General features: G+C 73.6%; 22 protein-coding genes. 5 read left to right on the top strand and 17 right to left on the bottom strand.

Features of this window, described 5'->3' with window-relative positions:
- The first annotated feature begins 101 nt into the window (after positions 1-101).
- Positions 102-1,133, top strand: coding sequence for a LacI family DNA-binding transcriptional regulator (locus OG994_RS05420; protein ID WP_120326382.1), 1,032 nt, complete (start codon positions 102-104; stop codon positions 1,131-1,133).
- Between the two features lie 96 nt (positions 1,134-1,229).
- On the opposite strand, the gene OG994_RS05415 is transcribed toward OG994_RS05420, so the two are convergent.
- Positions 1,230-2,021 carry a maleylpyruvate isomerase family mycothiol-dependent enzyme gene (locus OG994_RS05415; protein WP_120326383.1) on the bottom strand — a complete coding sequence of 264 codons (792 nt, stop codon included), beginning with the start codon at positions 2,019-2,021 and terminating at the stop codon, positions 1,230-1,232.
- Positions 2,022-2,301: 280 nt separating this feature from the next.
- Here OG994_RS05415 and OG994_RS05410 point away from each other — a divergent pair, with 280 nt between their 5' ends.
- On the top strand, positions 2,302-3,855 hold the full coding sequence (locus OG994_RS05410) for a coiled-coil domain-containing protein (RefSeq protein ID WP_328852403.1): 1,554 nt from the start codon (positions 2,302-2,304) through the stop codon (positions 3,853-3,855).
- A 38-nt stretch (positions 3,856-3,893) separates the two neighbouring features.
- On the opposite strand, the gene OG994_RS05405 is transcribed toward OG994_RS05410, so the two are convergent.
- The 5 genes from OG994_RS05405 to OG994_RS05385 form a co-directional block, all read right to left on the bottom strand.
- Positions 3,894-4,274, bottom strand: a complete 381-nt coding sequence (locus tag OG994_RS05405) for a DUF2267 domain-containing protein (RefSeq protein ID WP_120326384.1) — start codon at positions 4,272-4,274, stop codon at positions 3,894-3,896.
- Between the two features lie 183 nt (positions 4,275-4,457).
- Positions 4,458-5,189 carry a phosphatase PAP2 family protein gene (locus OG994_RS05400; protein ID WP_328852402.1) on the bottom strand — a complete coding sequence of 244 codons (732 nt, stop codon included), beginning with the start codon at positions 5,187-5,189 and terminating at the stop codon, positions 4,458-4,460.
- 129 nt (positions 5,190-5,318) lie between these two features.
- Positions 5,319-5,759: a VOC family protein gene (locus tag OG994_RS05395; RefSeq protein WP_328852401.1), complete on the bottom strand. Its 441-nt coding sequence runs from the start codon at positions 5,757-5,759 to the stop codon at positions 5,319-5,321.
- A 61-nt stretch (positions 5,760-5,820) separates the two neighbouring features.
- The gene (locus OG994_RS05390; RefSeq protein ID WP_275670802.1) at positions 5,821-6,624 is read right to left on the bottom strand and encodes an SAM-dependent methyltransferase; all 804 of its coding nucleotides are present in this window, start codon (positions 6,622-6,624) and stop codon (positions 5,821-5,823) included.
- A gap of 117 nt (positions 6,625-6,741) precedes the next feature.
- Positions 6,742-7,965 (bottom strand): multidrug effflux MFS transporter, encoded by a 1,224-nt coding sequence (locus OG994_RS05385; protein WP_406109188.1) that lies wholly within the window; start codon positions 7,963-7,965, stop codon positions 6,742-6,744.
- Positions 7,966-8,286: 321 nt separating this feature from the next.
- Between OG994_RS05385 and OG994_RS05380 the strand changes: the two genes are divergently transcribed.
- Together OG994_RS05380 and OG994_RS05375 are read left to right on the top strand one after the other, a co-directional pair.
- Positions 8,287-8,496: a hypothetical protein gene (locus tag OG994_RS05380; RefSeq protein WP_120326387.1), complete on the top strand. Its 210-nt coding sequence runs from the start codon at positions 8,287-8,289 to the stop codon at positions 8,494-8,496.
- A gap of 74 nt (positions 8,497-8,570) precedes the next feature.
- Positions 8,571-10,010 (top strand): nitroreductase family protein, encoded by a 1,440-nt coding sequence (locus tag OG994_RS05375; protein ID WP_328852399.1) that lies wholly within the window; start codon positions 8,571-8,573, stop codon positions 10,008-10,010.
- 21 nt (positions 10,011-10,031) lie between these two features.
- On the opposite strand, the gene OG994_RS05370 is transcribed toward OG994_RS05375, so the two are convergent.
- Positions 10,032-11,528, bottom strand: coding sequence for a hypothetical protein (locus tag OG994_RS05370; RefSeq protein ID WP_328852398.1), 1,497 nt, complete (start codon positions 11,526-11,528; stop codon positions 10,032-10,034).
- A gap of 185 nt (positions 11,529-11,713) precedes the next feature.
- The gene (locus OG994_RS05365) at positions 11,714-13,498 is read right to left on the bottom strand and encodes an ABC transporter ATP-binding protein (RefSeq protein ID WP_328852397.1); all 1,785 of its coding nucleotides are present in this window, start codon (positions 13,496-13,498) and stop codon (positions 11,714-11,716) included.
- A gap of 74 nt (positions 13,499-13,572) precedes the next feature.
- Here OG994_RS05365 and OG994_RS05360 point away from each other — a divergent pair, with 74 nt between their 5' ends.
- Complete coding sequence (locus OG994_RS05360; protein WP_328852395.1) at positions 13,573-14,145, top strand: TetR/AcrR family transcriptional regulator; 573 nt, start codon at positions 13,573-13,575, stop codon at positions 14,143-14,145.
- Positions 14,146-14,166: 21 nt separating this feature from the next.
- On the opposite strand, the gene OG994_RS05355 is transcribed toward OG994_RS05360, so the two are convergent.
- The 9 genes from OG994_RS05355 to OG994_RS05315 form a co-directional block, all read right to left on the bottom strand.
- Positions 14,167-14,508 carry an MmcQ/YjbR family DNA-binding protein gene (locus OG994_RS05355; protein WP_328852394.1) on the bottom strand — a complete coding sequence of 114 codons (342 nt, stop codon included), beginning with the start codon at positions 14,506-14,508 and terminating at the stop codon, positions 14,167-14,169.
- A gap of 37 nt (positions 14,509-14,545) precedes the next feature.
- Positions 14,546-15,091: a gluconokinase gene (locus OG994_RS05350; RefSeq protein ID WP_120326392.1), complete on the bottom strand. Its 546-nt coding sequence runs from the start codon at positions 15,089-15,091 to the stop codon at positions 14,546-14,548.
- Positions 15,081-16,310, bottom strand: coding sequence for a D-mannonate dehydratase ManD (gene manD / locus OG994_RS05345; RefSeq protein ID WP_120326393.1), 1,230 nt, complete (start codon positions 16,308-16,310; stop codon positions 15,081-15,083). Before manD ends, OG994_RS05350 begins: the two co-directional genes overlap by 11 nt.
- A gap of 39 nt (positions 16,311-16,349) precedes the next feature.
- Positions 16,350-17,303, bottom strand: coding sequence for a sugar kinase (locus tag OG994_RS05340; protein WP_328852393.1), 954 nt, complete (start codon positions 17,301-17,303; stop codon positions 16,350-16,352).
- Complete coding sequence (locus tag OG994_RS05335) at positions 17,300-17,935, bottom strand: bifunctional 4-hydroxy-2-oxoglutarate aldolase/2-dehydro-3-deoxy-phosphogluconate aldolase (RefSeq protein ID WP_240032730.1); 636 nt, start codon at positions 17,933-17,935, stop codon at positions 17,300-17,302. Before OG994_RS05335 ends, OG994_RS05340 begins: the two co-directional genes overlap by 4 nt.
- A gap of 5 nt (positions 17,936-17,940) precedes the next feature.
- Positions 17,941-19,089, bottom strand: coding sequence for a galactonate dehydratase (dgoD, locus tag OG994_RS05330; protein ID WP_328852392.1), 1,149 nt, complete (start codon positions 19,087-19,089; stop codon positions 17,941-17,943).
- Between the two features lie 4 nt (positions 19,090-19,093).
- Entirely contained in the window at positions 19,094-19,909 is an 816-nt protein-coding gene (locus tag OG994_RS05325) for a carbohydrate ABC transporter permease (RefSeq protein ID WP_328852391.1), read from the bottom strand.
- A complete protein-coding gene (locus tag OG994_RS05320; protein ID WP_204985113.1) occupies positions 19,906-20,856 on the bottom strand; it encodes a carbohydrate ABC transporter permease in 951 nt (316 codons plus the stop codon). The genes OG994_RS05325 and OG994_RS05320 overlap by 4 nt, the downstream gene beginning before the upstream one ends.
- A gap of 75 nt (positions 20,857-20,931) precedes the next feature.
- Positions 20,932-22,221, bottom strand: coding sequence for an ABC transporter substrate-binding protein (locus tag OG994_RS05315; RefSeq protein ID WP_120326397.1), 1,290 nt, complete (start codon positions 22,219-22,221; stop codon positions 20,932-20,934).
- Positions 22,222-22,279 lie beyond the last annotated feature (58 nt).

Genomic DNA, 22,279 nt, shown 5'->3' with positions numbered 1-22,279 from the left:
GGCCGAAAGCGCTTACGAAAGCGCTTTCGTACTCTAGGCTGTGTCCTGCGTCACTGGCAATAGCCGGAGGTGCCTGCATCGATGTCTCGGGAGTGTCACTGATGCCGAAACCTGGCTCGAGGTTGCGCCTCGTCGACGTCGCCGAGCGGGCCGGCGTGTCGCTGGCGACCGCCTCACGCGCCCTGTCCGGCCGGGACGGCGTGAGCGAGGAGGTGGCCGACCGGGTGCGGCGGATCTCCCAGGAGCTCGGCTACGTGGCCAACCCGTACGCGCGCACGCTGGCCGGCGGGGCGAGCTCCACCGTGGGCCTCGTCGTGCACCAGGTGGACGACCCGTACTTCTCGGAGATCGCCGGAGGGGTCATCGAGGTCGCCGCCGAGCAGGGGCTGCTCGTCCAGATCTGCCACTCCGGGCGCGACCCGCACTTCGAGCTGCGCCAGATCCGGCACCTCATCGCCCAGCGGGTCGGCATCATCCTGGTCGCCGGCTCCGGCTACACCGACCAGCGGATCGAGGCGGAGACCCGGGCGGAGCTGTCCGCGTACCAGAACCTCGGCGGGCGGGTCGCGGTGATCGGCCGGCACTCCCTCGGCGTCGACGCCGTGCTGCCCGACAACGAGGCCGGCGGCCGGGCGCTCACCGAGCACCTGCTGGCGCTGGGCCACCGGCGGATCGCCGTGGCGGCCGGCAGCGCCGACCTCACCACCGTCGTCGACCGCCTCGCGGGCGTCGGCAAGGCGCTGCGGCAGCACGGGCTCGACCTCGCCGACCTGCCGGTGGTGCACACGGACTTCACCCGCGAGGGCGGGCGCCGGGCCGGCGAGCAGATCCTCCGCGACCACCCGGAGACGACTGCCGTCATCGCGCTCAACGACGCGATGGCGATGGGCGTGCTCGCCGTGCTGCGCGCACACCGCATCCCCGTGCCGGAGCGGATGTCCGTGGTCGGCTTCGACGACGTCTCCGTCGCCGCCGACCTGGCGCCCAGCCTCACCACCGTCCGGCTGCCGATGACCGACATGGGACGCATGGCCCTCGCCCTCGCGCTCAAGCCCCGCTCGGTCCGGCCCCGCCGCCGCTCCACCGGCCACACGCTCGTGGTCCGCGACTCCACCGGCCCGGCGCCCGCCTGACACCGCCCCCGCGCCGGCCGGGATCGCGCCGCATCCTGGTCGTCGTGGCCCCACGGCGCCACGACGACCAGGACCGCGCGTCATCGGTCCCCCCGGTCAGAAGCCGGGGAAGACGCCCCGCAGCTCGTCGAGGCTCACCGGCCCGCTCACGCGTACGCCCTCCGGGGTGTACCGCGGGCCCAGCCGCCCCACCGTGAGCCGCAGCCAGGCCTCGGCCGGGGCCACCAGCTCACCGTCGGGCCGCGCCGGGGCGTCGGTCAGCTCCAGCCGCTCGCCCAGGCGCAGCCCGTAGGTCCGCTCCGGGTCGTGCAGCCGTACGGCCAGCACCGCGCGCCGCCCACCCAGGACGTCCGGCCGGCCGGTCCAGGCGAGCATCCCCCCGACCTGGTCGAGCAGCAGCGGCACGGCGTCGGCCGCCACCGTCGCGGACGGGTCGAAGCCGACCTCGACGTCCCACCGGTGCAGCGCGAACTCGCTGAGCCGCAGCCCCGCCGCGCCGGCCACGTCCACCGGCTCGGGCAGGAAGCCCAGGTCGATGCGCAGGTCGGCCCGGGCGGCCGGGTCCAGCTCCTCGTACGCCCGCACGAGCCGCTCGTTGGCCTCCAGGAAACCGCTGGCGTGCTCGGCGGGCGGCATCGCGTCCCACCGCGCCCACACCGACTGGTTGAACTCGCCGCCGGGCGCGGGCTCGCCGGCCTGCGCGGCACGCAGCGCCGCCAGGTTGATCTCCGCGCCGCTGCCCAGGTGACTGAGCACCTGGGACACCTGCCAGTCGCTGGCGCCGGACGGCCGGGTCAGGTCGTCCGGGCCGAGCTTGCCGACGAAGGCGGCGAGGGCGTCGTGCCCGCTGCGCAGTGCCGCTATCGTCCGGTCCGCGATCGAAGACATCTCTCTCCTGTCGATGGTCGGGCGCCGCCCGCGTCCCCGCTGCGGACGCTCCGGGTGAACGGCACCGGCCCCCATCATGCCCCCACCCGGCGGCCGGGCGATGGCGCTCGCCGCGCACCACACGAACCGTCCGCACCGGGCCGGTGCGGTGACGCAGCGCGAGCGGCCGGTCGCGCGTACGGCGATGGCCGGGCCGGGACGACACACCGCCCCCGCGCGGCGGTAGCGTTGCGCGATCCCATGGCCCGTGGGGGCCGCAGGACCGTACGGAGGTTGGCGGATGTCCATCGGCGCTGAGCCGTTCGCGGTACGCGAGGACGGCACCTCGCGACCCACCTTTGAGCTGACGCTGCGCGGCTACGACAAGCGGCAGGTCGACCGGTACGTCGAGCACCTCGACGCCCAGCTCGCGACGGCGCGGGCCGAGCGGGAACGGGCGGCCGGGCAGGTCCGGGAGCTGACCGCGCAGGTGCAGCAGCTGCACGCGGAGGTGACCGAGCTGCGGCAGCGCCCGTCGCAGCCGGACCGGGCGTCGTTCCGAGACCTCGGCCCGATGGTCGACCAGATCCTCGCCCTGGCCGAGAAACAGGCCGGGGTCATCACCGACACGGCGGCACAGCACGCGGCGGAGCTGCGGGCCGAGGCGGAGCGGACGCTCACCGAGGCGCGGGAGCGGGCCACCCGGGCGCTCCAGGACCTCGACGAGGAGCTGTCCGCGCGCCGTGCCGAGCAGGAGAAGGCGTACGAGGAGCGGCGCACCGCGGCCGAGGCCGAGCTCGCCGAGATCCGCGAGGCGGCGGAGAAGCTGAGGGCCGAGGGGGAGGCCGCCCACGAGCGCGCCCGCCAGGAGGCGAAGCGGATCAGCGAACAGAGCGCCCAGCAGATCGAGCAGGCGCGGGCCGCGTCCGAGGCGCTGACCCGGGCCGCGCGTACGCAGATCCAGCAGGAGTTGCAGGCCGCCCGGTCCAAGAGCCAGCAGGAGCTGGCCCAGTGGCAGGCCAACATCGAGCGGGACATCAACGAGCGCCGGGCCGCCGCCGAGCAGGAGATCGCCGAGCAGCGGGCCGCCGCCGAGCGGGAGGTGGCGGGCCAGCGCAGCGCGGCCGAGCAGACCATCGGTTCGCTCATCGCCGAGGCCCAGCAGTACGCGACCGAGGTGCGGCAACGGGCGGACGAGCAGGCCGCCGCGCACCAGGAGCAGCTCACCCGGGTGCAGCAGGAGATCTCGGCCCACCAGCAGGCGCTGTCCCGGTTGCAGTCCGAGCTGGACGCCGCACGGCAGCAGCTCGCCGAGTCGCGCGGGGAGCAGGAGGCGGCCGAGCGGGAACTCGCGGAGGCGCGGCAGCGCCTGGTCGAGGTCCGGCAGGAGCTCACGGCCGAGGCGGAGCGCCTCGACGAGGCGCGCCGGGCCGCCGACTCGGCCGACCGGCACGCCAAGGAGGTCCGTGCCCGGGTGCAGCGCGAGGCCAAGCGGGTGGCCGACCTGGCGGCGGCCGCCGTGATGGCCGCGGCGGCCGGTGGCGCGGCGACCGCCGAGTACCCGGTGGTGGCGCGGGACCCGGAGCGTCCGCGGGCGGCGGAGGTGCCCGGGCGCCCGCGGCCGGAGCAGCCGGTCGCGGAGGCGGGAGAGCCGGCCGCGGAGGCGGGGCAGCCGGTCGCCGAGGTGGCGCCGCAGGTCGCCGAGGCGCAGCCGCCCGCGGTGGAGGCGGAGGCGCACCAGCCGATGCCCCGGCACGGGGCGCCGGCCGACGAGACCGGGTACGCCGAGGCCGACCCGCTCGTCGGTGAGCACGCCGAGGCGCGGGCCGGGGAGGTCGTACCGGAGCGGGCCTGACCGGCGGGTCCGCCCCGGCGACGGGGCGGCCGCCGTCGTCAGGCCGGGTTGCCGAAGAGGGCGGCGTAGCCCGACGGCAGCTGGGTCATGAGGTCGTTGAGTTCGCCGTCGGTGATCGCGTCGGCGACGGTCGACAGCACGGCGCCGGCGTCCCACTCGGCGGTCCGCGTGGTGGCGCCGGTTCCGGCGGCGATGCGCTGGAGGAACTCCTGGACCGACAGTTGCCGCGTCGGCTCCCCCGCCTCCTCCAGGATCTCGGCGATCCCGTGCGGCAGCTGGGAGGCGAGGTCGTGGGCCTCGTCCGGGGTGAGGCGCGAGGCGAGCACGCCGAGCACGGCACGGATGACGTCCTCGGCCTCGGCCGCGCTGCCGTACTCACCCCGCTGGCGTACCGCGGCGACGAACTCGTGGTACTTCACGACGATGTCCCTTCCTGAGCCTGGGTGGGCGACCCGCACCGGAGGGGACGGCGGGACGGGGCCGGTACGGCCCGGACGGGGCACCCTGCCCGGGTGCCCGACCGCCCGACGCCCTCGCGCCGTATCGAGTCTGGCACACGGCGCGCGGGCGGGAACGGCGATCGCCGTCCCTTCCCCCGCGGCTCACCCGGTCGACCCCGGGCGCTCGCGGACCGCCGACCGGTCCAGCCACCGGGGCAGCGGCATCGTCCGCCACGGCACCCGTAGCAGCAGCCGCACGATCAGCAGGCCCAGCAGGTAGCCCCCGATGCTGTCGGTGAGCCAGTGGTAGCCCAGGTAGGTGGTGCCGATGAAGGTCAGCACGCCGGGCAGCCACTGCAGGACCCGGCGGACGAGGACGGGGAGGTACGGCGCGAGCAGCATGGCCAGCACCCCGTAGTAGACGATGCCGTTGCTCACGTGACCGGAGGGGTAGTACTCCTCCCAGCCGTCGCTGAACATCTCCACCGACCCGTGGTGCGGGGCGCCGCGCGAGGTCCACCGCTTGAGGCCGACGATCAGCACCGTGCTGATGATCGGGGCCAGCCCGGCCGGGATGATCGGGCGCACGGACCGGTGCCGCCAGGCCAGCCAGAACGACACCGCGACGGTCACCGTGGTGAGGATGCCGCCCTGGCCGAGGTGGTCGAAGAACCACATGATCCCCGACACCGGCGGGGGCCGGCGCGCGTCGCACCAGTCGCGTACGGCGATGTCCAGGTCCAGCAGCGGACGCCACCAGACCAGGGCCGCCGTGAGCCCGGCCAGCGCGGCGAGCAGCACACCGTCGAGCCACCAGCCGGCCGGCACCGGCGCCAGCACGGGCACGCCGAGCGGCCGGGGCGGGCGGCGCCGCGACGGTGTCCCCCCTGGCATGGTCTCTCTCCGCTCTGCCGCCGGCGGCACCCGGTCCAACAGTGCGAAAATATCCCAGACCGCATCAGGACGGCCGGAGAGCCGCCAATCACGCGCCGCTCCGGCCGTCCGGGGCGCCCGGCGGGCGCCTCAGCCGGCGTCGACCTCGGCGAGGATCCCGGTGCCCTGACCGAGTTCGATCAGGTAGCCGTCGGGGTCCCGGAGGTAGCAGCGGATCTCCACACCGTGGTCCTTCGGTTCGGTGAGGAACTCCCCGCCCCGGGAGCACCACAGCTCGTAGACCGCGCGGACGTCGGTGACCCGGACGTTCATGGCGCCGCTCAGCACGTCCGGGTCCGCCGGGGCCTGCGCCCGTACGCTCGGCTTGTCGTCGGTCGGGCCGCCCTCGTCGTTGATGACGATGTAGCTGTTGTGGAAGCGCAGGATGGCCGGTCGCCGCTCCCGCACCACCGTCGCGCCCAGGACCCGCTCGTAGAACTCCCGCGAACGGTCCACGTCCCGCACGATCAGCAGGTGCGTGAGCACCATGCCGTGCTCGGGCCGGAAGTAGTCCGGCGCCTCCGTCGCCATCCGCGCCTCCCCGGGGTCGTCCCTGGATCGGGCGGGTACCCGCCGGCGGCGCCGGCACACCTCACGGCTTGCGGGCGAGACCCGCCCAGTAGTAGGCGGCGTGCGGGTCCTCCGGCTCGCTCTCCGGCCGCCACGCCATGACCGGCACGACACCCGGGTCGACCAGCTCCCACCCGTCGAAGAACCGCTCCACCTCGGCGCGGGTCCGCGGCACCAGCGTCATGTGCCCCTGGGTGGCCGCGGCCACCGCCGCGTCCATCTCGGCGGGGTTGAAGTCCCCCGTCGGGTGGGTGATCGCCAGGTAGCTGCCGGAGGGCAGGGCCTCCATGAGCGTACGCAGCCTGCCCGCCGGGTCGTCGCTGTCGCGCAGCAGCATGAGCACCGCGATGAGGGTGAGCGCCACGGGCCGGTCGAGGTCGAGCGTCCCGGTGAGGCGTGGATCGGCGAGGATCTTCTCCGGCTCGCGCAGGTCGGCGTGGATGTACTCGCTGCGGCCCTGCTCGGTGCTGATCATCAGCGCCCGGGCGTGCGCCAGGACGATCGGGTCGTTGTCGACGTAGACCACGCGGGTCTCCGGCGCCACCGCCTGCGCGACCTCGTGCAGGTTGGGGCGGGTGGGGATCCCGGTGCCGATGTCGAGGAACTGGCGCACGCCCGCCTCCCCCACCAGGTAGCGGGCCACCCGGTGGACGAACGAGCGGTTCTCCTTCGCCATCGTGCGCAGCGTCGGGATCGCCTGGATGAGGGCCGCGCCCATGGCCCGGTCGGCCGCGAAGTTGTCCTTCCCGCCGAGCCACCAGTCGTACACCCGGGCGGAGTGCGGGATGGACGCGTCCACTCCCGACGGCGGGATCTCCTCGCCCACGGTCTCGGTGCCGGTGTGCGACACGATCGTCTCCCCTCGATCGGCCGGTGTCGTCGTGCGCAGCCTAGAGGATCCGCCGCGAACCGGCGCTCCCACGACGGGCGGGCGCTCCTGTCGTCAGTGCGCCACCACGGCGACCGCCGACGGCGCGATCTCGCCGAGCCGCGCCGGTCGCACGACGGCGACCAGGACGCCGAGTGCCGCGAGCATGCCGCCGGCCACCACCGCCGCCATCGCGACGCCCCCGTTGCCCAGCGCGCCGACCAGGGGCGCGGCCAGCGCCCCCACGCCGAACTGCACGGCGCCGAGCAACGCCGAGGCGGTGCCGGCCGCCTCGCCGTGCCGGGTCAGGGCGAGGGCGGGCGCGTTCGGCAGGGCGAGTCCCGCCGCGCCGAGGACGACCCACAACGACGCCAGGACGGACGCCAGACCGCCGAAACCGGTGGCGGCGACGGCGACCAGCACGAGACCCGCCGCCGTGCCCACGACCAGCGCGGCGACGAGGATCCGCTGCGGGGTGTACCGGCGCAGCAGCCGGACGTTCAGCTGGGTCGCCGCGATGAGGCCGACCGCGCCGGCGCCGAAGGCCAGCCCGAACTGCTGCTCGTCGAGGCCGTACCGCTCCTGGAACACGAACGACGACCCGGCGACGTACGCGAAAAGCGCCGCCATGGCCAGGCCCGTGACCAGGACGAGCCCCACGAAGGTGCGGTCGCGCAGCAGGGTGGCGTACACGCGGGCGGTCGCCCCGACGCCACCGCGTCGCCGGCTCGCGGGCGGCAGGGTCTCCGGCAGCCCGAACGCCGCCACGGCGACCAGCACGACGCCGAACACCGCGAGGGCCACGAACACCCCCCGCCAGTCCGACCAGCGCAGCAGCCCGCTGCCGAGGGTCGGGGCGAGGATGGGCGCCACGCCCATGACCAGCATGAGACGGGAGAACAGCCGGGCGAAGGCCGCGCCGTCGAACAGGTCCCGCACGACGGCCGTCGCCACCACCGAGGCGGCCGCCACACCGAGTCCCTGCAGCAGCCGCAGCACGCCGACCGTGGTGATCGTCGGCGCGACGACGCACAGCACGGACGCCACGATGTGCAGCGCGACGCCGGCCAGCAGCGGAGCCCGCCGTCCCACGGCGTCGGACAGCGGGCCGATCAGCAGTTGGCCGACGGCGAGGCCCGCGAGGGTGCCGGTCAGTGTCAGTTGGACGGCCGCCGACGTGGTGTGCAGGTCCCGGGCGATGTCCGGGAGCGCGGGCAGGTACATGTCGATGGTGAGCGGCCCGATCGCGATCAGCGAGCCGAGCACGAGGACGAGGCGCAGGCGTTGCCCGGGGCTCATGAGGTCACCGGGCGTCGGGGGCGCGGCTTCCACGGCGGCGGTCACGGCCGCTCCCCCGGCTCGGGGCGTACGGCGGCGGGTGTCGATGCGGTGATCACACCTGGCAGCAACCGCTCGCGGCGCGTCTCATTCCCGTGCGGGGCGAAGGTAATCCACCTCACGCTCCGGCGCGGCGGTATGATCCGCCCATGACTGCCGGGTCGGCCTCGCGCCGTACACAGAACGGACACCCGGCCGCCGGTTGAACACCTCGCGGGCCAGAGGCCCGCCCCGTCACGAGACGTGCTGTCCCGCCGCTCGTGACGGAAGGAGGTGAGAGAGATGGGTTGGCAGGAGTTCGCCGCCCGGCACCGGGTCGGTGACGTCGTGGACGGCGTCGTGACCCAGCGGCTGCCGTTCGGCTCGTTCGTCGAGGCTGAGGGCTGCACCGGTCTGGCGCCGCAGCGGTCCTGGCCGGTCGGCACGCGGGTCCGGGCCCGGATCGTCGAGATCGACTCCGTGAAGCAGCGGTTCAGCCTGGCCGCTGCGTGAGTGGACGCTGGTCCGGGGAGGGCGCCGCCGTCCCCGGGCCAGCCCCGGCGCACGCGCGCTGGCAGGATGGCCGCATGGACCTGGAATCCGGAGCGGGGCTGCTGCACCGCCTCACCTCGTACGTGCCCGGTCGAGAGTGGGACGTGCCCGCCGACGACCCGCGGGTGCGTCACGACCTGGTCCCGAACGACCCCGCCACGCTGCCCCCACCGGTGAAGAGCTACCCGGACGGGCTGCCCGTGGTCGACCTCCCCCGCGACCTGCCGGATCCGGGGGTGTCCGCCACGGCCGTCCTCGCCGGCACGGCGTCCCCCGCGCGGCCCGTCGACGCGGCCCAGCTCGGCCGGGTGCTCTTCCTCGGCGCCGGCGTCGTGCGCACCGCCGTCCGGGACGGTCGCACGTTCCTCTTCCGCGCCTCCGGATCGGCGGGCGGCCGCTTCCCGCTGGAGGTGTACGCGAGCACGCGCGGGGTGGCCGGCGTCCCGGACGGGGTGCACTGGTACGACCCGGTGCGGCACGCCCTGGTCCGGGTCGCCCCCGCCGCCACCGGAACGGTCACCACGATCGTCGTGACCGGTGTGCCGTGGCGGACCGGGTGGCGCTACGCGGAGCGGGGATGGCGGCACCTCTACTGGGACGCGGGGACGTTGCTCTCCCAGCTCTCCGCGGCCGCGGCGAGCGCCGGCCTCGCGCCGCGGCTGCGCTCGCTCTTCCCGGACGCCACGGTGCGCCGGCTCGTGGGTGCGGACGGGGTGCACGAGTACCCGCTGGCCCTGCTCTCGTTCGGTGACGGCGAGCCGGCGATCGGGCCGGCCGGCCCGGCGGTGCCCGGCGAGCTGCCCCCGGTCGAGCTGCCGCTCTGCACCGCCGCGCAACGCGCCGGTGAGCGCGACGTCCTCGGCGGACCCTGGCCGGAGGCGCCCGCCCTGACCGACGTGCCGCCGTCGGCGTCCCTGGACGAGGTCGTCCGCCGCCGCGGCTCGCAGCGCCTCATGGACCGGTCCCGGACGGTGTCGCGGACCGTGCTGGAGTGGCCGCTGGCCGCCGCCCTGCGCGGGGTGCGCGTGCCGCACTGGGTCGCCGTCCACGGCGTCGACGGCGTGGCGCCGGGCATCTACCGGTGGCCCGACCTGTCCCGGCCCCGCCGCGGCGGGGACCTGCGTGACGACCTGCTGCGCGTCTGTCTCCACCAGGGGCTGGCCGCCGACGCGGCGTACGTCGTCGTGGCGGCCACGCCGCTGTCCGGAATGGACGACCGCGGCTACCGGGACGCCCAGCTCGCCGCCGGGCTCGTGGAGGGCCGGCTCCACCTCGCGGCGTACGCGCTGGGGGCCAGCGCCTCCGGGATGACGTTCGTCGACGCGGAGGTGCCGGCACTGCTGGCGGAGCCGGACGATCTCGCGGCGCTGCTGTTCACCTGCGTGGGCGTGCCGGCGTACCGGTCGCGGGCCGGCGGTGGGCCCGGCGCTCCGGTGACCTTCCGGCCGGTCACCCCCCGCCTCGTCGAGCCCTGACCGGGCCGGTCCCGACGCCGCTCAGTCCGACGGTTTCGGGGTGCCGCACAGCTTGGTGCCCGGTGGGGTGATCTCCTCCTTGCTCCAGATCTCGAACGGGGGCGGGCCGATCTTGTTCTCGCGGGCGATGGGTTTGACCTTGATCAGGCTCAGGAACTCGTTGATGAGGTCGACCACCGGTTGCAGGATGCTGTAGCCCACGCCGTACCGCCCCCACACCCCGAGCCCGACGCCGCGGCACTCCACGAAGTGCGACCCGAGGGTGCCGACCGCCCCCAGGGCCGACCCCAGGGTGGTGCCGTACGCGGTGCTGAGCTCGAAGAAGACGCCGGCCTTGAACACGAAGGCGTTGAACCCGACGGTGAACTTCACGCGGTGCTCGATGAGCAGGCCCATGACGCCGACGGGGACGCCGGTGAGCGAGTCGATGAGGCTGCTCTTGCGCTTCACGTTCTCGGTGACGCGGGGACCCCATCTGCCGTTGGCGTAGCCATACCCGAGCGATCCCGCGAGGGAGAACTCCCCCGAGCCCTTGATGGTGCCGGCCTTGGCGCCGAACGCCGTCTTGACCTTCAGCGTCTGGCCGATCGTGAGCGTGAGCGGCACACCGAGGACCGTGCCGATCGGGAAGCCGGCCTCGACCGGGAGCGGAAGGTCGGCCTTGATGTTCTGCCCGCCCTGGATCCCCGCCTCGAACGACACCCGGATGCCGAACCCGCCGGTGACCTCCAGTTCCGCCCGCGTCACCTTGCCGCCGCGGATGCTCAGGTGGAAGTCCGCGTTCGGCGCCTTGAAGGTGAGCGTCGCCCGCCCGCTCAACTTCAGCCCGCCACGGTCGTAGTGGAAGCTGACGTCGGCGCCGTCGCTGAAGCTCACGCCGTGGGAGAAGTTGGCGGCGACGGCGCGGGCCTCCCGGTCGCGGGTCGGCGGGGGCTGCGCGGGCCGCGCGGGCGCCGGGACCGCGGGGGCCGCGCGCAGCGGGACGCTCCTGCCGAACCGGCCCGGTGACGGCGTCGCCGTCGGGGCCTTGTCGGTGTCGGCCCAGAACGGCTCCCCGGCCTGGTAGAGGACGGGGTTCTCGAGCCGCAGCCCCTCCTTGACGAACGTGCCGTCCCGGATCACCTCGGTGAGCGTCACCGGCCCGAGTGTCACGAGCAGGTCGCCGCCGTCCCGCTGCACGTGCAGCACCCGGCCGACGCCGCGGCCGGTCACGAACATGACCTTGCCGACGGTCACCTCGTCGGCGCGGTCGGCCCTGCCGTCGATGCGCCAGGTGAGCCCGTCCGCGGTGACCGACCGGATCGACCGGCCGCCGCCGCCCACGATCACCACGTCGGGCTGCAGCGTGACGTCGGGGTGCGGGGCCGGCGCCAGCCCGTACCGCAGGGCCGTCTCGCTCCACGGATCCTCGTCGCCGGGGCCGGCGGGCGGGCCCGCGTCGCACGCCCCCGTCGCGAGCAGCAGCACCACGGTGACGACGACCGATCCAAGCTTGCGCAGGGCGGCTCCTCGGGTCATGGGCCGACGCTACGGCGACGCCGGCCCCGGGGAATCGGGTGTTTCCCTACGTTCCGGCGCCGGCCGGCGCTCCGATGTGGCCCCCGCCCGCACCGCCGGCGCGGGGCACGCCGGCGACGGCGAGTACGACGGACCGGGGCGCGCCGGGTGCGACCGCACGACGACGCGGCCCCGGCCGGGCGGGGCTAGGGCGCCGCGGCGGTCGCCACGTCCTGCTCGGCGGCGATGCGCAACGCCTGGACCAGCCTGCGGTAGAGGTCGTCGCCGGCGAGCAGTTCGGCGTGCGTGCCCCGCGCCCGGATGCGGCCCTCCTCGAGGACGACGATCCGGTCCGCGTCGAGCACCGTGGACAGCCGGTGGGCGATGGTGACCACGGCACCGGCCGCGGCGCGCTGGCGGATGCACTCGTGCAGGGCCGCCTCGGTGAGACCGTCGAGCTGGGCGGTCGCCTCGTCCAGCAGCAGGACGTCCGGGGTGCGCAGCATCGCCCGGGCCAGTGCGATGCGCTGTCGCTGCCCGCCGGAGACCTCGGTGGACGCCAGCGGCGTGTCGAGGCCGTCGGGCAGCGAGTCGACCTTGTCGTCGAGGCGGACGGCGCGCAGCACCTCCCGGATCTCCGCGTCGGTGGCGTCGGGGTGGGCGAAGCGCAGGTTGTCGCGGATGGTGCCGGGCACGACGGGGGTCTCCTGCTCGACGTACGCGAGCCGGGCGCGCACCTGGTCGTGGGTGTAGCTGTCGTACGGCCGGCCGTCGAGCAGCAGCTGACCGTGTTCGGGTTCGAGGAAGCGGAGGACGAGCGAGAAGAGGGTGGTCTTGCCGGCGCCGGAGGGTCCGACGATGGCGGTGTGCCCCCGCCGGGGGATCTCCAGGGTGACGCCGCGGACGGCGGGTGGGGCGTCCGGCCCGTACCGGGCCGTGACGTCGCGCAGGGCGAGGATCGGTCCGCCGGCGTCGGCCGCCGTACGGTGCGCCGGCACCGGTGCGGTGACCGGCGCGGTGGCCTCGACCCCGATGGCGTCGACCTCGCGGATCCGCCCGGCCGCGGCGATGCCGGCCTGCAACGCCGTGACGTTCTGGGTCAACTCGCTGATCGGCCCCATGAGCTGGAAGGTGTACAGCAGGAAGGCGATGAGGCTGGAGATCTCCAGCAGGTCGCGTTGGGCGCGCCAGGCGCCGATGCCGAGGATCACGATGACGGCCAGCTGGATGCCGGTCCACGCGATCGTCCAGACCGAGGCGGCGGTCCGGGCCGCCCGGACGCTGTGCGCCGCCGCGTCCCGGGCCTCGGCGACGACCAGGGCGCCCAGCCGAGTCTCGGCCCGGCTGGCCTTGACGGTCCGGATGGCCCGCAGCGCGCCCTCCAGCGTCCCGCCGAGGCGCCCCACCGACTCCTGGGCGGCCGTGGTCGCCTTGCCGATGGACGGCAGGAGCGCACCCATGATCGCGGCGACGACGGCCACCGCCGCGAGGGTGCAGCCGAGCAGGAACAGGTCCAGCACGCCCATCAGCACGAGCGTGCCGAGCAGGGCGATGGCGCTGTTCACCAGCCCGACGATGCTGCCGGACGCCTGGTGCAGCAGGGCCGCGTCCGAGGTGACCCGGGTGACCAGCTCGCCGCCGGGGCGGCGTTGCAGCTCGGCCAGGCGCGCCCGGAAGTAACGGGTGATCATCGCCGTCCGCGCGTCGAGCACGATCCGCTCGGCGAGCGTGCCGAGCAGGCGCCACTGCCACAGGGTGATGGCCGCGCCGACCACGACGAGCGCCAGCAGCGCCCCGATCGGCCGGGCCATCGACTCCCCGGCGCCGAGGGTGTCGAGGACCCACTTGGTGACCATCGGCGTGGCGAGCCCGGCCGCGTTGGCGGCGAGACCCAGCACGAGCCCGAGCAGCATCGTGGCCCGGTGCGGGGCGAGGAAGGACAGGAGCAGCCGCAGGCGCGGCAGGACGGCGGCGGGTGCGGAGGACGGCATGACCCTGATTGGAACATCGGTGTTCCGTTTCGGGCAAGCGGTTTACCGGATCAGCGCATTGCTATCCTCGTCCGGTGACCGAGGCGCAGGTGTCCGGCAGCCGGGCGCGGACCCGGCAGGCCATCATCGACGCGGCGATCGACGTCCTCGGCCGCAACCCGGCGGCCTCGCTGGGCGACATCGCCACGGCCGCCGACGTCGGCCGCACCACCCTGCACCGGTACTTCGCCGACCGGGCCGACCTCCTGAAGGCCGTGGGCGCCGAGGCCGACGCCCGGCTCGCGCGGGCGACCGCCGCGGCCCGGCTCGCCGAGGGCACGGGCGCCTCCGCCGTCCAGCGCCTCTGCCAGGAGTACTTCGACCTCGGCAACGTGCTCTCGGTCGTGTTCAACGCGGCGCTGGGCGCCGGCGACCCGGAGCACGCCGAGCCGGCCGGGTGCGACCCGGAGTTCGCCGCCATGGTCGAGCGGGGGTACCGGGACGGCACCATCGACCCGGCGCTGCCCGCGGACTGGGTGCAGAGCCTCATCTGGTCCCAGCTCTACGCGGGCTGGGCGTACCAGGGCGAGATGGGGGCGTCGCGGCACGAGGTGCTGCGTCTCATCCTGCGCACCGTCGCCGGCGCGATCGCCGTCCGGCCCGCCTGAGGGTAGTGCGGGCGGCGCCGGTCAGGCGCCGAGCCGTTGCCGGGCCAGGAACTTCGGCACGCACATCCGCCACGCCTCGGTCACCAGCTCGGTCATGTACGCGTGGTCGAGCCGCGAGGTGTGGCAGCACACCCAGTTGAAGCGCAGGTCGGACGGGCGGGGCAGGAAGAACAGGTCGGGCTCGGCGGCGATCAGGGCGTCGCGCTCCTCCTTCGGGTAGCCGAAGCCCATCGTCGCCTCGTCGCGGCTGAACGCCACGTAGACGATCGACCCGACCCGGAACTTCACCCGGTCGCGGATCAGGTGTTCGCTGCTGCGGGGCAGCGTCCGGGCCAGGGCCCGGACGTCGGCGACGGTCACCACACGACGACCGTAGCGACCGCCACCGACGTTTCCCGCGCTACCGCTCCCCCACCGGGTTCACGGCGGGCAGGCCGAGCCCCTCCACCGCCGCCGCGACGAGTTCCTCCGGGCTCAGCGCCACGTCCAGCACCAGCACCGACTCGTCCGGCTGCGGCCGTTCGAGCGTCGCGATCTGCGACTCGAGCAGGCTCGCCGGCATGAAGTGCCCGGTGCGGCGGGACATCCGCTCCCGGATGACCTCCGCCGACCCGTCCAGGTGCACGAAGTCCACCGAGGGTGGACCCGCGCGCAGGACGTCCCGGTACGACCGCCGCAACGCCGAGCAGGCCAGGACCGTCGACCGGCCCTCCGCGCCGCGCGCCGCCATCCACGCCGCGAGATCCCGCAGCCACGGCAACCGGGCCGCGTCGTCCAGCGGCACGCCGGCCCGCATCCGCGCCACGTTCGCCGGCGTGTGGAACTCGTCCGCCTCGGCGAAGAGCAGACCGGTCGCCTCGCTGATCCCCCGCGCCACCGTGGTCTTGCCGGCCCCGGACACGCCCATCACGACGACGTGGCGGGTCGGGTGGCGCTCACCAGTCATGGACGGTCCCGTCCTTGAGCCGGTTGAACGGCAGGTACGCCGGCACGTACGGGAACTTCGCGGCGGCCGCCTCGTCGAGTTCGACGCCGAGGCCGGGCTGCTCACCCGGGTGCAGGTAGCCGTCGGTGAACGTGAACGACTGCCGGAAGACCTCGTTGGTGAGGGCGCCGTGCTTCATGTACTCCTGGATGCCGAAGTTGTGGATGGCCAGGTCCAGGTGCAGTGCGGCGGCCATGCCCACCGGGGAGATGTCGGTGGGGCCGTGGATGCCCGACTTGATCTGGTACTGGGCGGCGAAGTCGAGCAGCTTGCGCATCGCGGTGATCCCGCCGGTGTGGGTGACCGCGGAGCGCACGTAGTCGATGAGCTGCTCCCGGATGAGCGTCTGGTAGTCCCAGACGGTGTTGAAGACCTCGCCGATGGCCAGCGGCGTGGTGGTGTGCTGGCGGACGAGGCGCAGCGCCTCCTGGTTCTCCGCCGGGGTGCAGTCCTCCAGCCAGAACAGGTCGTACGGTTCGAGCGCCTTGCCGAGCTTGGCGGCCTGGATCGGGGTCATCCGGTGGTGCCCGTCGTGCAGCAGCGGCAGCTCGGGGCCGAACTCGTTGCGGACGGCCTCGAAGACGCCGGGGAGGTGGCGCAGGTAGGCGCGGGTGTCCCAGTCCTCCTCGGCGGGCAGCGGGGTGCGCTGCGCCGGCTCGTAGTCGTAGCGCTTGCCGTCGACGCTGGGCTGGGTGGCCACCCCGTACACGGCGTTGATGCCGGGCACCGAGGTCTGCACCCGGATCGAGCGGTAGCCCTCCTCCAGGTGCCGGCGGATCGAGTCGAACAGCTCCGGCAGATCCCGGCCCGAGGCGTGGCCGTACGCCATGATGCCGGTGCGCGACGCCCCGCCGAGCAACTGGTAGAGCGGCATGCCGGCGGCCTTGGCCTTGATGTCCCACAGGGCCACGTCCACGGCGGCGATGGCCGCCATGGTCACCGGGCCGCGTCGCCAGTACGCCGAGCGGTACAGGAACTGCCAGGTGTCCTCGATGCGGTGCGGGTCTCGCCCGATCAGCAGCGGGACGACGTGGTCGCGCAGGTACGACGCGACCGACAGCTCCCGCCCGTTGAGGGTGCCGTCACCCAGGCCGGTGAGCCCGTCGTCGGTCGTGATCTTCAGGGTGACGAAGTTGCGGTCCGGGCTGGTGACGATGACGTCAGCGGCGGCGATCTTCACGAGGGGTGGTGCCTTTCTTCTGCTGTGGTGCGGCGGCGGTCAGCGCAGGACGCTGCCCGCCTCGTGGCCGTCGAGGAGGGAGAGTTCGGCGCGGCGGGGCAGCCCCTCGCAGTCGCCGCGGGTGGAGACGGCGAAGGCCGCGACGGTGGCCGCCCGGCGCAGGCGGTCCGGCAGGTCCAGCCCGTCGAACCAGCCGGACAGGTAGCCGGCGGTGAAGGCGTCCCCGGCCCCCACGGTGTCGACGGCGGTCACGGGGAGCACGCCGGCGTGCGCGACGCCGGTCGGGGTGTGCGCCCGCGCGCCGTCCGCGCCGAGCTTGACGAGGACCGTCGTGACCCCGCGCGCGAACAGCTCCGCCACCGTCGTGGACTCGTCGGCCCCCGGCTCGCCGACGAGGTCGAGTTCGTCGGCGGAGGCGACGACGGTCGAGGCGTACGCCGCGAGCGGGGTGAGCACCGCCCGGGCGGCCTCGCGGGACCAGAGGCGGGCACGGTAGTTCACGTCGAGGCAGACGGGGATCCCGGCCGCGGCGGCGGTCTTCGCCGCCCACTCGGTGGCCTCGCGCGCGCTGTCCGACAGCGCCGGGGTGATGCCGGTCAGGTGCAGCATCCGCGCCCCGGCGGCGAGCGGGGCCCGCAGGTCGTCGACGCGCAGCGCCGAGCCCGCCGACCCGGCCCGGTAGTACTGCACCCGCGTCAGGTCGGCCGAGCGCTGTTCGAGGAACATGAGGCCGGTCTGCCGCTCGGCGTCGCGGGTCACCCCGTCCACGCCGACGCCCTCGGCGCGCAGGTGGCGCAGGACGTACTCGCCGAACTCGTCGGTGCTCACGCGCCCCACCCAGGCGGCCCGGTGGCCGAGCCGGGCCACGCCGACGGCCACGTTGGACTCGGCGCCGGCCAGGTGCATGCTCAGCGCCGCGCCCGTCGCGAGCGGGCCGGCCGCGCGCAGCGACACCATGGCCTCGCCGAAGGTGAGCAGGTCGACGGCGCTCACGCGCGCGCTCCCGAGACGGCCGAGAGGTAGGTGCGCGCCCGCGCCCGCAGCGCGTCCAGGTCGCCGCCGGAGGCGGCGTCGCCGACCAGCGGGCCGCCCACGCCGACCGCGACGGCGCCCGCGGCCAGGTAGGCCGGCACGTCGTCCAGGCCCACGCCGCCCACCGCGACGAACGGGATGTCGGGGAACGGGTCGCGCACCGCCTTGAGGTACGCGGGACCGCCCACCGAGGCCGGGAACAGCTTGACGACCGACGCGCCCATCCGCACGGCGGTGTACGCCTCGGTGGGCGTGAACGCCCCCGCGGCGACGGGGATGCCGCGGCGGGCCGCCTCGGTGATCGACTCGACGACGGCGGGGGTCACCACGAACTGTGCCCCGGCGGCCGCCACGTCGGCGACGTCACCGGCGGTGAGCACGGTGCCCGCGCCGACCAGCGACCCGGCGGGCGCCGCCGCACGCAGCGCCGCGACCGCCCGGGGCGCGTCGGGGGTCGTGAGGGCGACCTCGACGACGCGGACGCCCTCCTCCAGCAGGGCGGTCCCGGCGGCGATCGCCGCGGAGGTGGAGGTCCCCCGGATGATCGCGAGGATGCGGGCCGCGCCGAGTTCGGCAGTGAGGTTCAGGGTCATCTCGTTCACCATTCCGCGTAGGAGCCGTCGAGGTGCCGCCACGTCGGGCTGCGCCAGGCGTGGCCGCGCTTGTCCGCGGTGCGCACCGCGTGTTCGTCGATCTCGATGCCGAGCCCCGGCCCCGTGAGCCGCTCGACGTAGCCGTCCACGAACGTGAGCGGCGTCTTGTCGAGGCAGTAGTCGAGCACCTCGGCACCGAGGTTGTAGTGGATGCCGATGCTCTGTTCCTGGATGAGGTAGTTGGTGGTGGCGAAACCGACCTGGAGGCACGCCGCCAGGGCGATCGGCCCGAGGGGGCAGTGTGGGGCGAGCTGCGCGTCGTACACCTCGGCCAGCGCGGCGATCTTGCGTACCTCGGTGATGCCGCCGGCGTGCGACAGGTCCGGCTGCGCGACCGCGATGCCGGCCTGGAGCACGGGCAGGAACTCCTGCCGGTTGTAGAGCCGCTCCCCCGTCGAGACGGGTGTGCTGGTGGAGCGGACGAACTCGCCGATGAGGTGCGAGTTCTCCGGCACCACCGGCTCCTCCAGGAAGAACGGCCGGTACGGCTCGAGCAGCGGCGCGACCCGGCGGGCGTTGGCGAGGCTGAACCGCCCGTGGAAGTCGACGGCCACGTCCCGGTCCTCGCCGAGCACCTCCCGGGCGGCGGCCACGCGCCGCACCACGGCGTCGAGTTCCGCCACGGACGCCACCGAGCTCATCCGCCCCGACGCGTTCATCTTCACCGCGGTCAGTCCCGACTCCACGGCGGCGGCGATGTGGTCGCGCACCTCGGCGGGCTCGTCGCCGCCGACCCAGCCGTACACCCGGATCCGGTCCCGGACGGGGCCGCCGAGCAGCTGGTGCACCGGCGCGCCGAAGTGCTTGCCGGCGATGTCCCACAGCGCCTGGTCGAGCCCGGCGACGGCGCTGGCCAGGATCGGGCCGCCCCGGTAGAAGGAGCCCTTGGTCATGACCTGCCAGTGGTCCTCGATCCGCAGCGCGTCCCGGCCGACGAGCACCTCGCTGAGCTGCTCGACGGCGGTGCGGACGGTCTCCGACCGGCCCTCGCAGGTCGCCTCGCCCCAGCCCACGATGCCCGAGGCGGTCTCGACCCGGACGAACAGCCACCGGGGCGCCACGAGGAACGTCTCCACCCGTGCGATCGTCGTCATTCCGTCATCCCTTCGTGGCGCCGGCGGTGAGGCCGGAGACGACGTACTTCTGCACGAACAGCGCGATCACCATGATCGGCAGGGTGACCACGGTGGCCGCCGCCATGAGACCGCCCCAGTCGATGCTCGCGTAGCCGACGAAGTCGAAGATCGCCACCGGGAGCGTCTTGGTGTCGGCGCCGGAGAGCACGAGCGCGAACATGAAGTTGTTCCAGGAGAAGATGAACGACAGGATGCCGGCGGTGGCGATGCCGGGCACGGACAGCGGCATCGTGATGCGGCGGAACGCGCCGATGTGGGTGAGCCCGTCGACGAGCGCCGCCTCCTCCAGCTCGGTCGGCAGGCCGTCGAAGTAGCCCATCATGATGTAGACGATCAACGGCAGCGACACGAACATGTGGCTCAGGATCAGCACGGTGAACCCGCCGACCATCCGCAGGTTCGAGAACACGTAGTACCAGGGCACCAGGAGCGACACGCCGGGGATCACCCGGGCCATGAGCACCACCAGCGCCGACCGGCGCATGTTGAAGCGGCTCATCGAGTACGCCGCCGGCACCCCGAGGACGAGCGAGAGCACCGTGGCGGCGAACGCCACCCAGAGGCTGTTGCCGATGTACTGCACGTAGTTCGCCCGCTGGAGGACGTTGGCGTAGTTGTCCAGGGTCGGCGAGAACGAGAACGTCTTCGCCGTGTCGTAGATGTCCACGTTGGTCTTGAACGACGCCGCGATCATCCACAGCAGCGGCGCGATCAGGCCGACGACCACGACGGCGAGCGCCACCCCACGGAAGACCCGGTACGGACGGCTCGGTCTCATCGCTCCAACCCCTTCTTGCGGTAGGTCAGGGCCCACATCACCCCGATGATGATCAGGAAGAAGATGATGAGGACGGTCGAGGAGACGCCGTAGTCGTTGTAGTCGAAGCTCAGCCCGTAGGCGTACACGTTGAGCGTCTCCACCTCGTGGAAGGAGCCGCCACCGCGGCCCTTCGTGGCGTAGAGGATGTCGAAGGTCTTCAGCGCGTCGATGCCGCGCAGCAGGATCGCGACGATGACGGTCGGCATCAGCAGCGGCAGGGTGACGTGCCGGAACCGTTGCCAGGTGCTGGCGCCGTCGATGAGGGCGGCCTCCTGGGGCTCGTCGGAGAGCGAGGTCAGGCCGGCGAGCAGGATCAGCACGACCATCGGCGTCCACTGCCAGATGTCGATGAACATCGTGGTGGGCAGCGCCGAGTGCTGGCCGGCGAGCCACGGCTGCGGGCCGATGCCGAACCAGCCGAGCATCTGGTTGGCCATCCCGATGTTCGGGTCGAAGATCAGGCGCCACATCATGCCGACGGCCACGGGGGTGGCCACGAGCGGCAGCAGGATCGCCACGCGCACCCACCGCTCGCCACGGAACGGGCGCCACAGCAGCAGGGCGATGGCCATGCCGAGGACGACCTCGACGAGGAGCACGACGCCGGTGAAGGCGACCGTACGCCAGACCGCCGGCCAGAACCGGTCGGTGTCGCGGAGCACGTCGAGGTAGTTCTGGAACCCGATGAACTCGCTCTCGGCGCGGACCGAGCCCTCGGCGTCGGTGAGGCTGAGGTACCCGGTCCACACCACCGGGATGACGATCAGCACGGCGACGAACGTCATGGCGGGTGCCGCGAAGAGCCACTTGCGGTGCGCGTTGGCCCAGCGCGACCAGGCCGACCCCTCCGGCGGCACCGGACGGGCCTCGGGTGATGTCGTGACGGGGGTGGTGAGGGTGGACATGGGGGTCTCCGGGTTCGCAGGGCCAGGGACCGGCACGGTGGCGGAGCCGTCGACTCCGCCACCGTCGCGGTGGGGCTACTTCGACTCGTCGTCGAGGAACTTCTGGAACGCCTCGTTGGCCGCGTCGGCCGATGCGGCCGAGTCCTTGCCGGTGATCGCGTCGACGATCGGCTGGCCGACGATCTCCCGCGCCTCGGCGACCTTTACGACCAGCGGCCGGTCGTGGCCGACGCCGTTGGCGGTGCTGACCGTGGTGGCCTCGGCGAGGTCCTTCGGGTAGGTCGAGGTCGCCTCCGGGTTGGCCCACACCGAGGCGCGGGCGCCCGGCACGCCGGCCTTCTGCTGCGCCAGGGACTGCTCCTTGCCCGCGGCCCACTGGATGAACTTCCAGGCGTTGTCCTTGTTCTCCGAGGCGTCGTTGACGCCGAGCGCCCAGGAGGGGATGTTGTACGGCTTCGAGCCGGCCGGACCGGCCGGGAAGGCCGCGAAGCCGACGGTGTCGGCCACCTTGGACTTGGCCGGGTCGGTGGCGTTCTTGTAGAGCGAGTTGGCCTCGGTGTAGAAGGCGGCCTTGCCCTGGGTGAAGATGGCCATCGCCTCCGACCAGCTCATGTCGGTGCTGATGTTCTCCGGCCCGTGGTCGCGCAGCAGGCCGCCGTAGTAGGCGTACGCCTGCTTGGCCTGCTCGGTGTTGACCGAGGCCTTCCCGTTGGCGTCGACGAAGTCGCCGCCGAAGCTGTACAGGAAGCTGGAGAACTGGGTGACGGCGGCGGCCTTGCCGGTGCGGGCCACGAACCCGGCGACGCCCGGGTTGTCGGCCTCGACCTTGGCGGCCTGGGCCTTGAGCTCGTCGAGGGTCTTCGGCGGCGCGCTGAAGCCGGACTTCTCCAGCAGGTCCTTGCGGTAGTAGAGGACCTCCTGCTCGGTGATGATCGGGATGCCGACCACCTTGTCCTCGTACGTCGTGGCCTGGACCGGCGCGGCCTGGAAGTCGCCGAACTCGAAGGCGCTGTCCGACTTGGCCCGGTCGGTCAGGTCGGCGAGGTACTTGTTCTTGGCGAAGAGCTTGCCCTCCTGCAGGGGCCGGTACATCATCACGTCGATGTCGCTGGACCCGGCGTTCAGCTTGACGTTGTACTGGTCGGACAGCTGGTCCTCACCGAGCTGGGTCACCTCGACCTTGAGACCGGACTGCTTCTCGAACTCCGGCAGGGCCGCCTTGATGTTCTCCGTCCACACGTGGTTCACCAGCGTCACGCGCAGGGTGGTGGACCCGCTGTCGCCGCCGTCCCCGCCGCCGCAGGCGGACAGGCCCATGGCGACGACCACGGCAAGAGATGTGCCGAATATCGATCGACGTCGCACGCTTGTCTCTCCTTCTGTCGTGGTCGCGGCCTCGGCGGAGGCGCTACCTCGCTGTTTA

It is taken from the genome of Micromonospora globbae, from assembly GCF_036184225.1.
GTDB lineage: Bacteria > Actinomycetota > Actinomycetes > Mycobacteriales > Micromonosporaceae > Micromonospora > Micromonospora globbae.
Note: the sequence above shows the minus strand (reverse complement) of the source record. Positions and strands in the feature narration are given on the sequence as shown.

Coding starts and splice junctions, on each gene's coding strand:
- OG994_RS05420 (WP_120326382.1), top strand. CDS start 102: ATGCCGAAACCTGGCTCGAGGTTGCGCCTCGTCGACGTCGCCGAGCGG.
- OG994_RS05415 (WP_120326383.1), bottom strand. CDS start 2,021: ATGTCTTCGATCGCGGACCGGACGATAGCGGCACTGCGCAGCGGGCAC.
- OG994_RS05410 (WP_328852403.1), top strand. CDS start 2,302: ATGTCCATCGGCGCTGAGCCGTTCGCGGTACGCGAGGACGGCACCTCG.
- OG994_RS05400 (WP_328852402.1), bottom strand. CDS start 5,189: ATGCCAGGGGGGACACCGTCGCGGCGCCGCCCGCCCCGGCCGCTCGGC.
- OG994_RS05395 (WP_328852401.1), bottom strand. CDS start 5,759: ATGGCGACGGAGGCGCCGGACTACTTCCGGCCCGAGCACGGCATGGTG.
- OG994_RS05385 (WP_406109188.1), bottom strand. CDS start 7,965: ATGAGCCCCGGGCAACGCCTGCGCCTCGTCCTCGTGCTCGGCTCGCTG.
- OG994_RS05380 (WP_120326387.1), top strand. CDS start 8,287: ATGGGTTGGCAGGAGTTCGCCGCCCGGCACCGGGTCGGTGACGTCGTG.
- OG994_RS05375 (WP_328852399.1), top strand. CDS start 8,571: ATGGACCTGGAATCCGGAGCGGGGCTGCTGCACCGCCTCACCTCGTAC.
- OG994_RS05370 (WP_328852398.1), bottom strand. CDS start 11,528: ATGACCCGAGGAGCCGCCCTGCGCAAGCTTGGATCGGTCGTCGTCACC.
- OG994_RS05365 (WP_328852397.1), bottom strand. CDS start 13,498: ATGCCGTCCTCCGCACCCGCCGCCGTCCTGCCGCGCCTGCGGCTGCTC.
- OG994_RS05350 (WP_120326392.1), bottom strand. CDS start 15,091: ATGACTGGTGAGCGCCACCCGACCCGCCACGTCGTCGTGATGGGCGTG.
- OG994_RS05335 (WP_240032730.1), bottom strand. CDS start 17,935: ATGACCCTGAACCTCACTGCCGAACTCGGCGCGGCCCGCATCCTCGCG.
- dgoD (WP_328852392.1), bottom strand. CDS start 19,089: ATGACGACGATCGCACGGGTGGAGACGTTCCTCGTGGCGCCCCGGTGG.
- OG994_RS05325 (WP_328852391.1), bottom strand. CDS start 19,909: ATGAGACCGAGCCGTCCGTACCGGGTCTTCCGTGGGGTGGCGCTCGCC.
- OG994_RS05320 (WP_204985113.1), bottom strand. CDS start 20,856: ATGTCCACCCTCACCACCCCCGTCACGACATCACCCGAGGCCCGTCCG.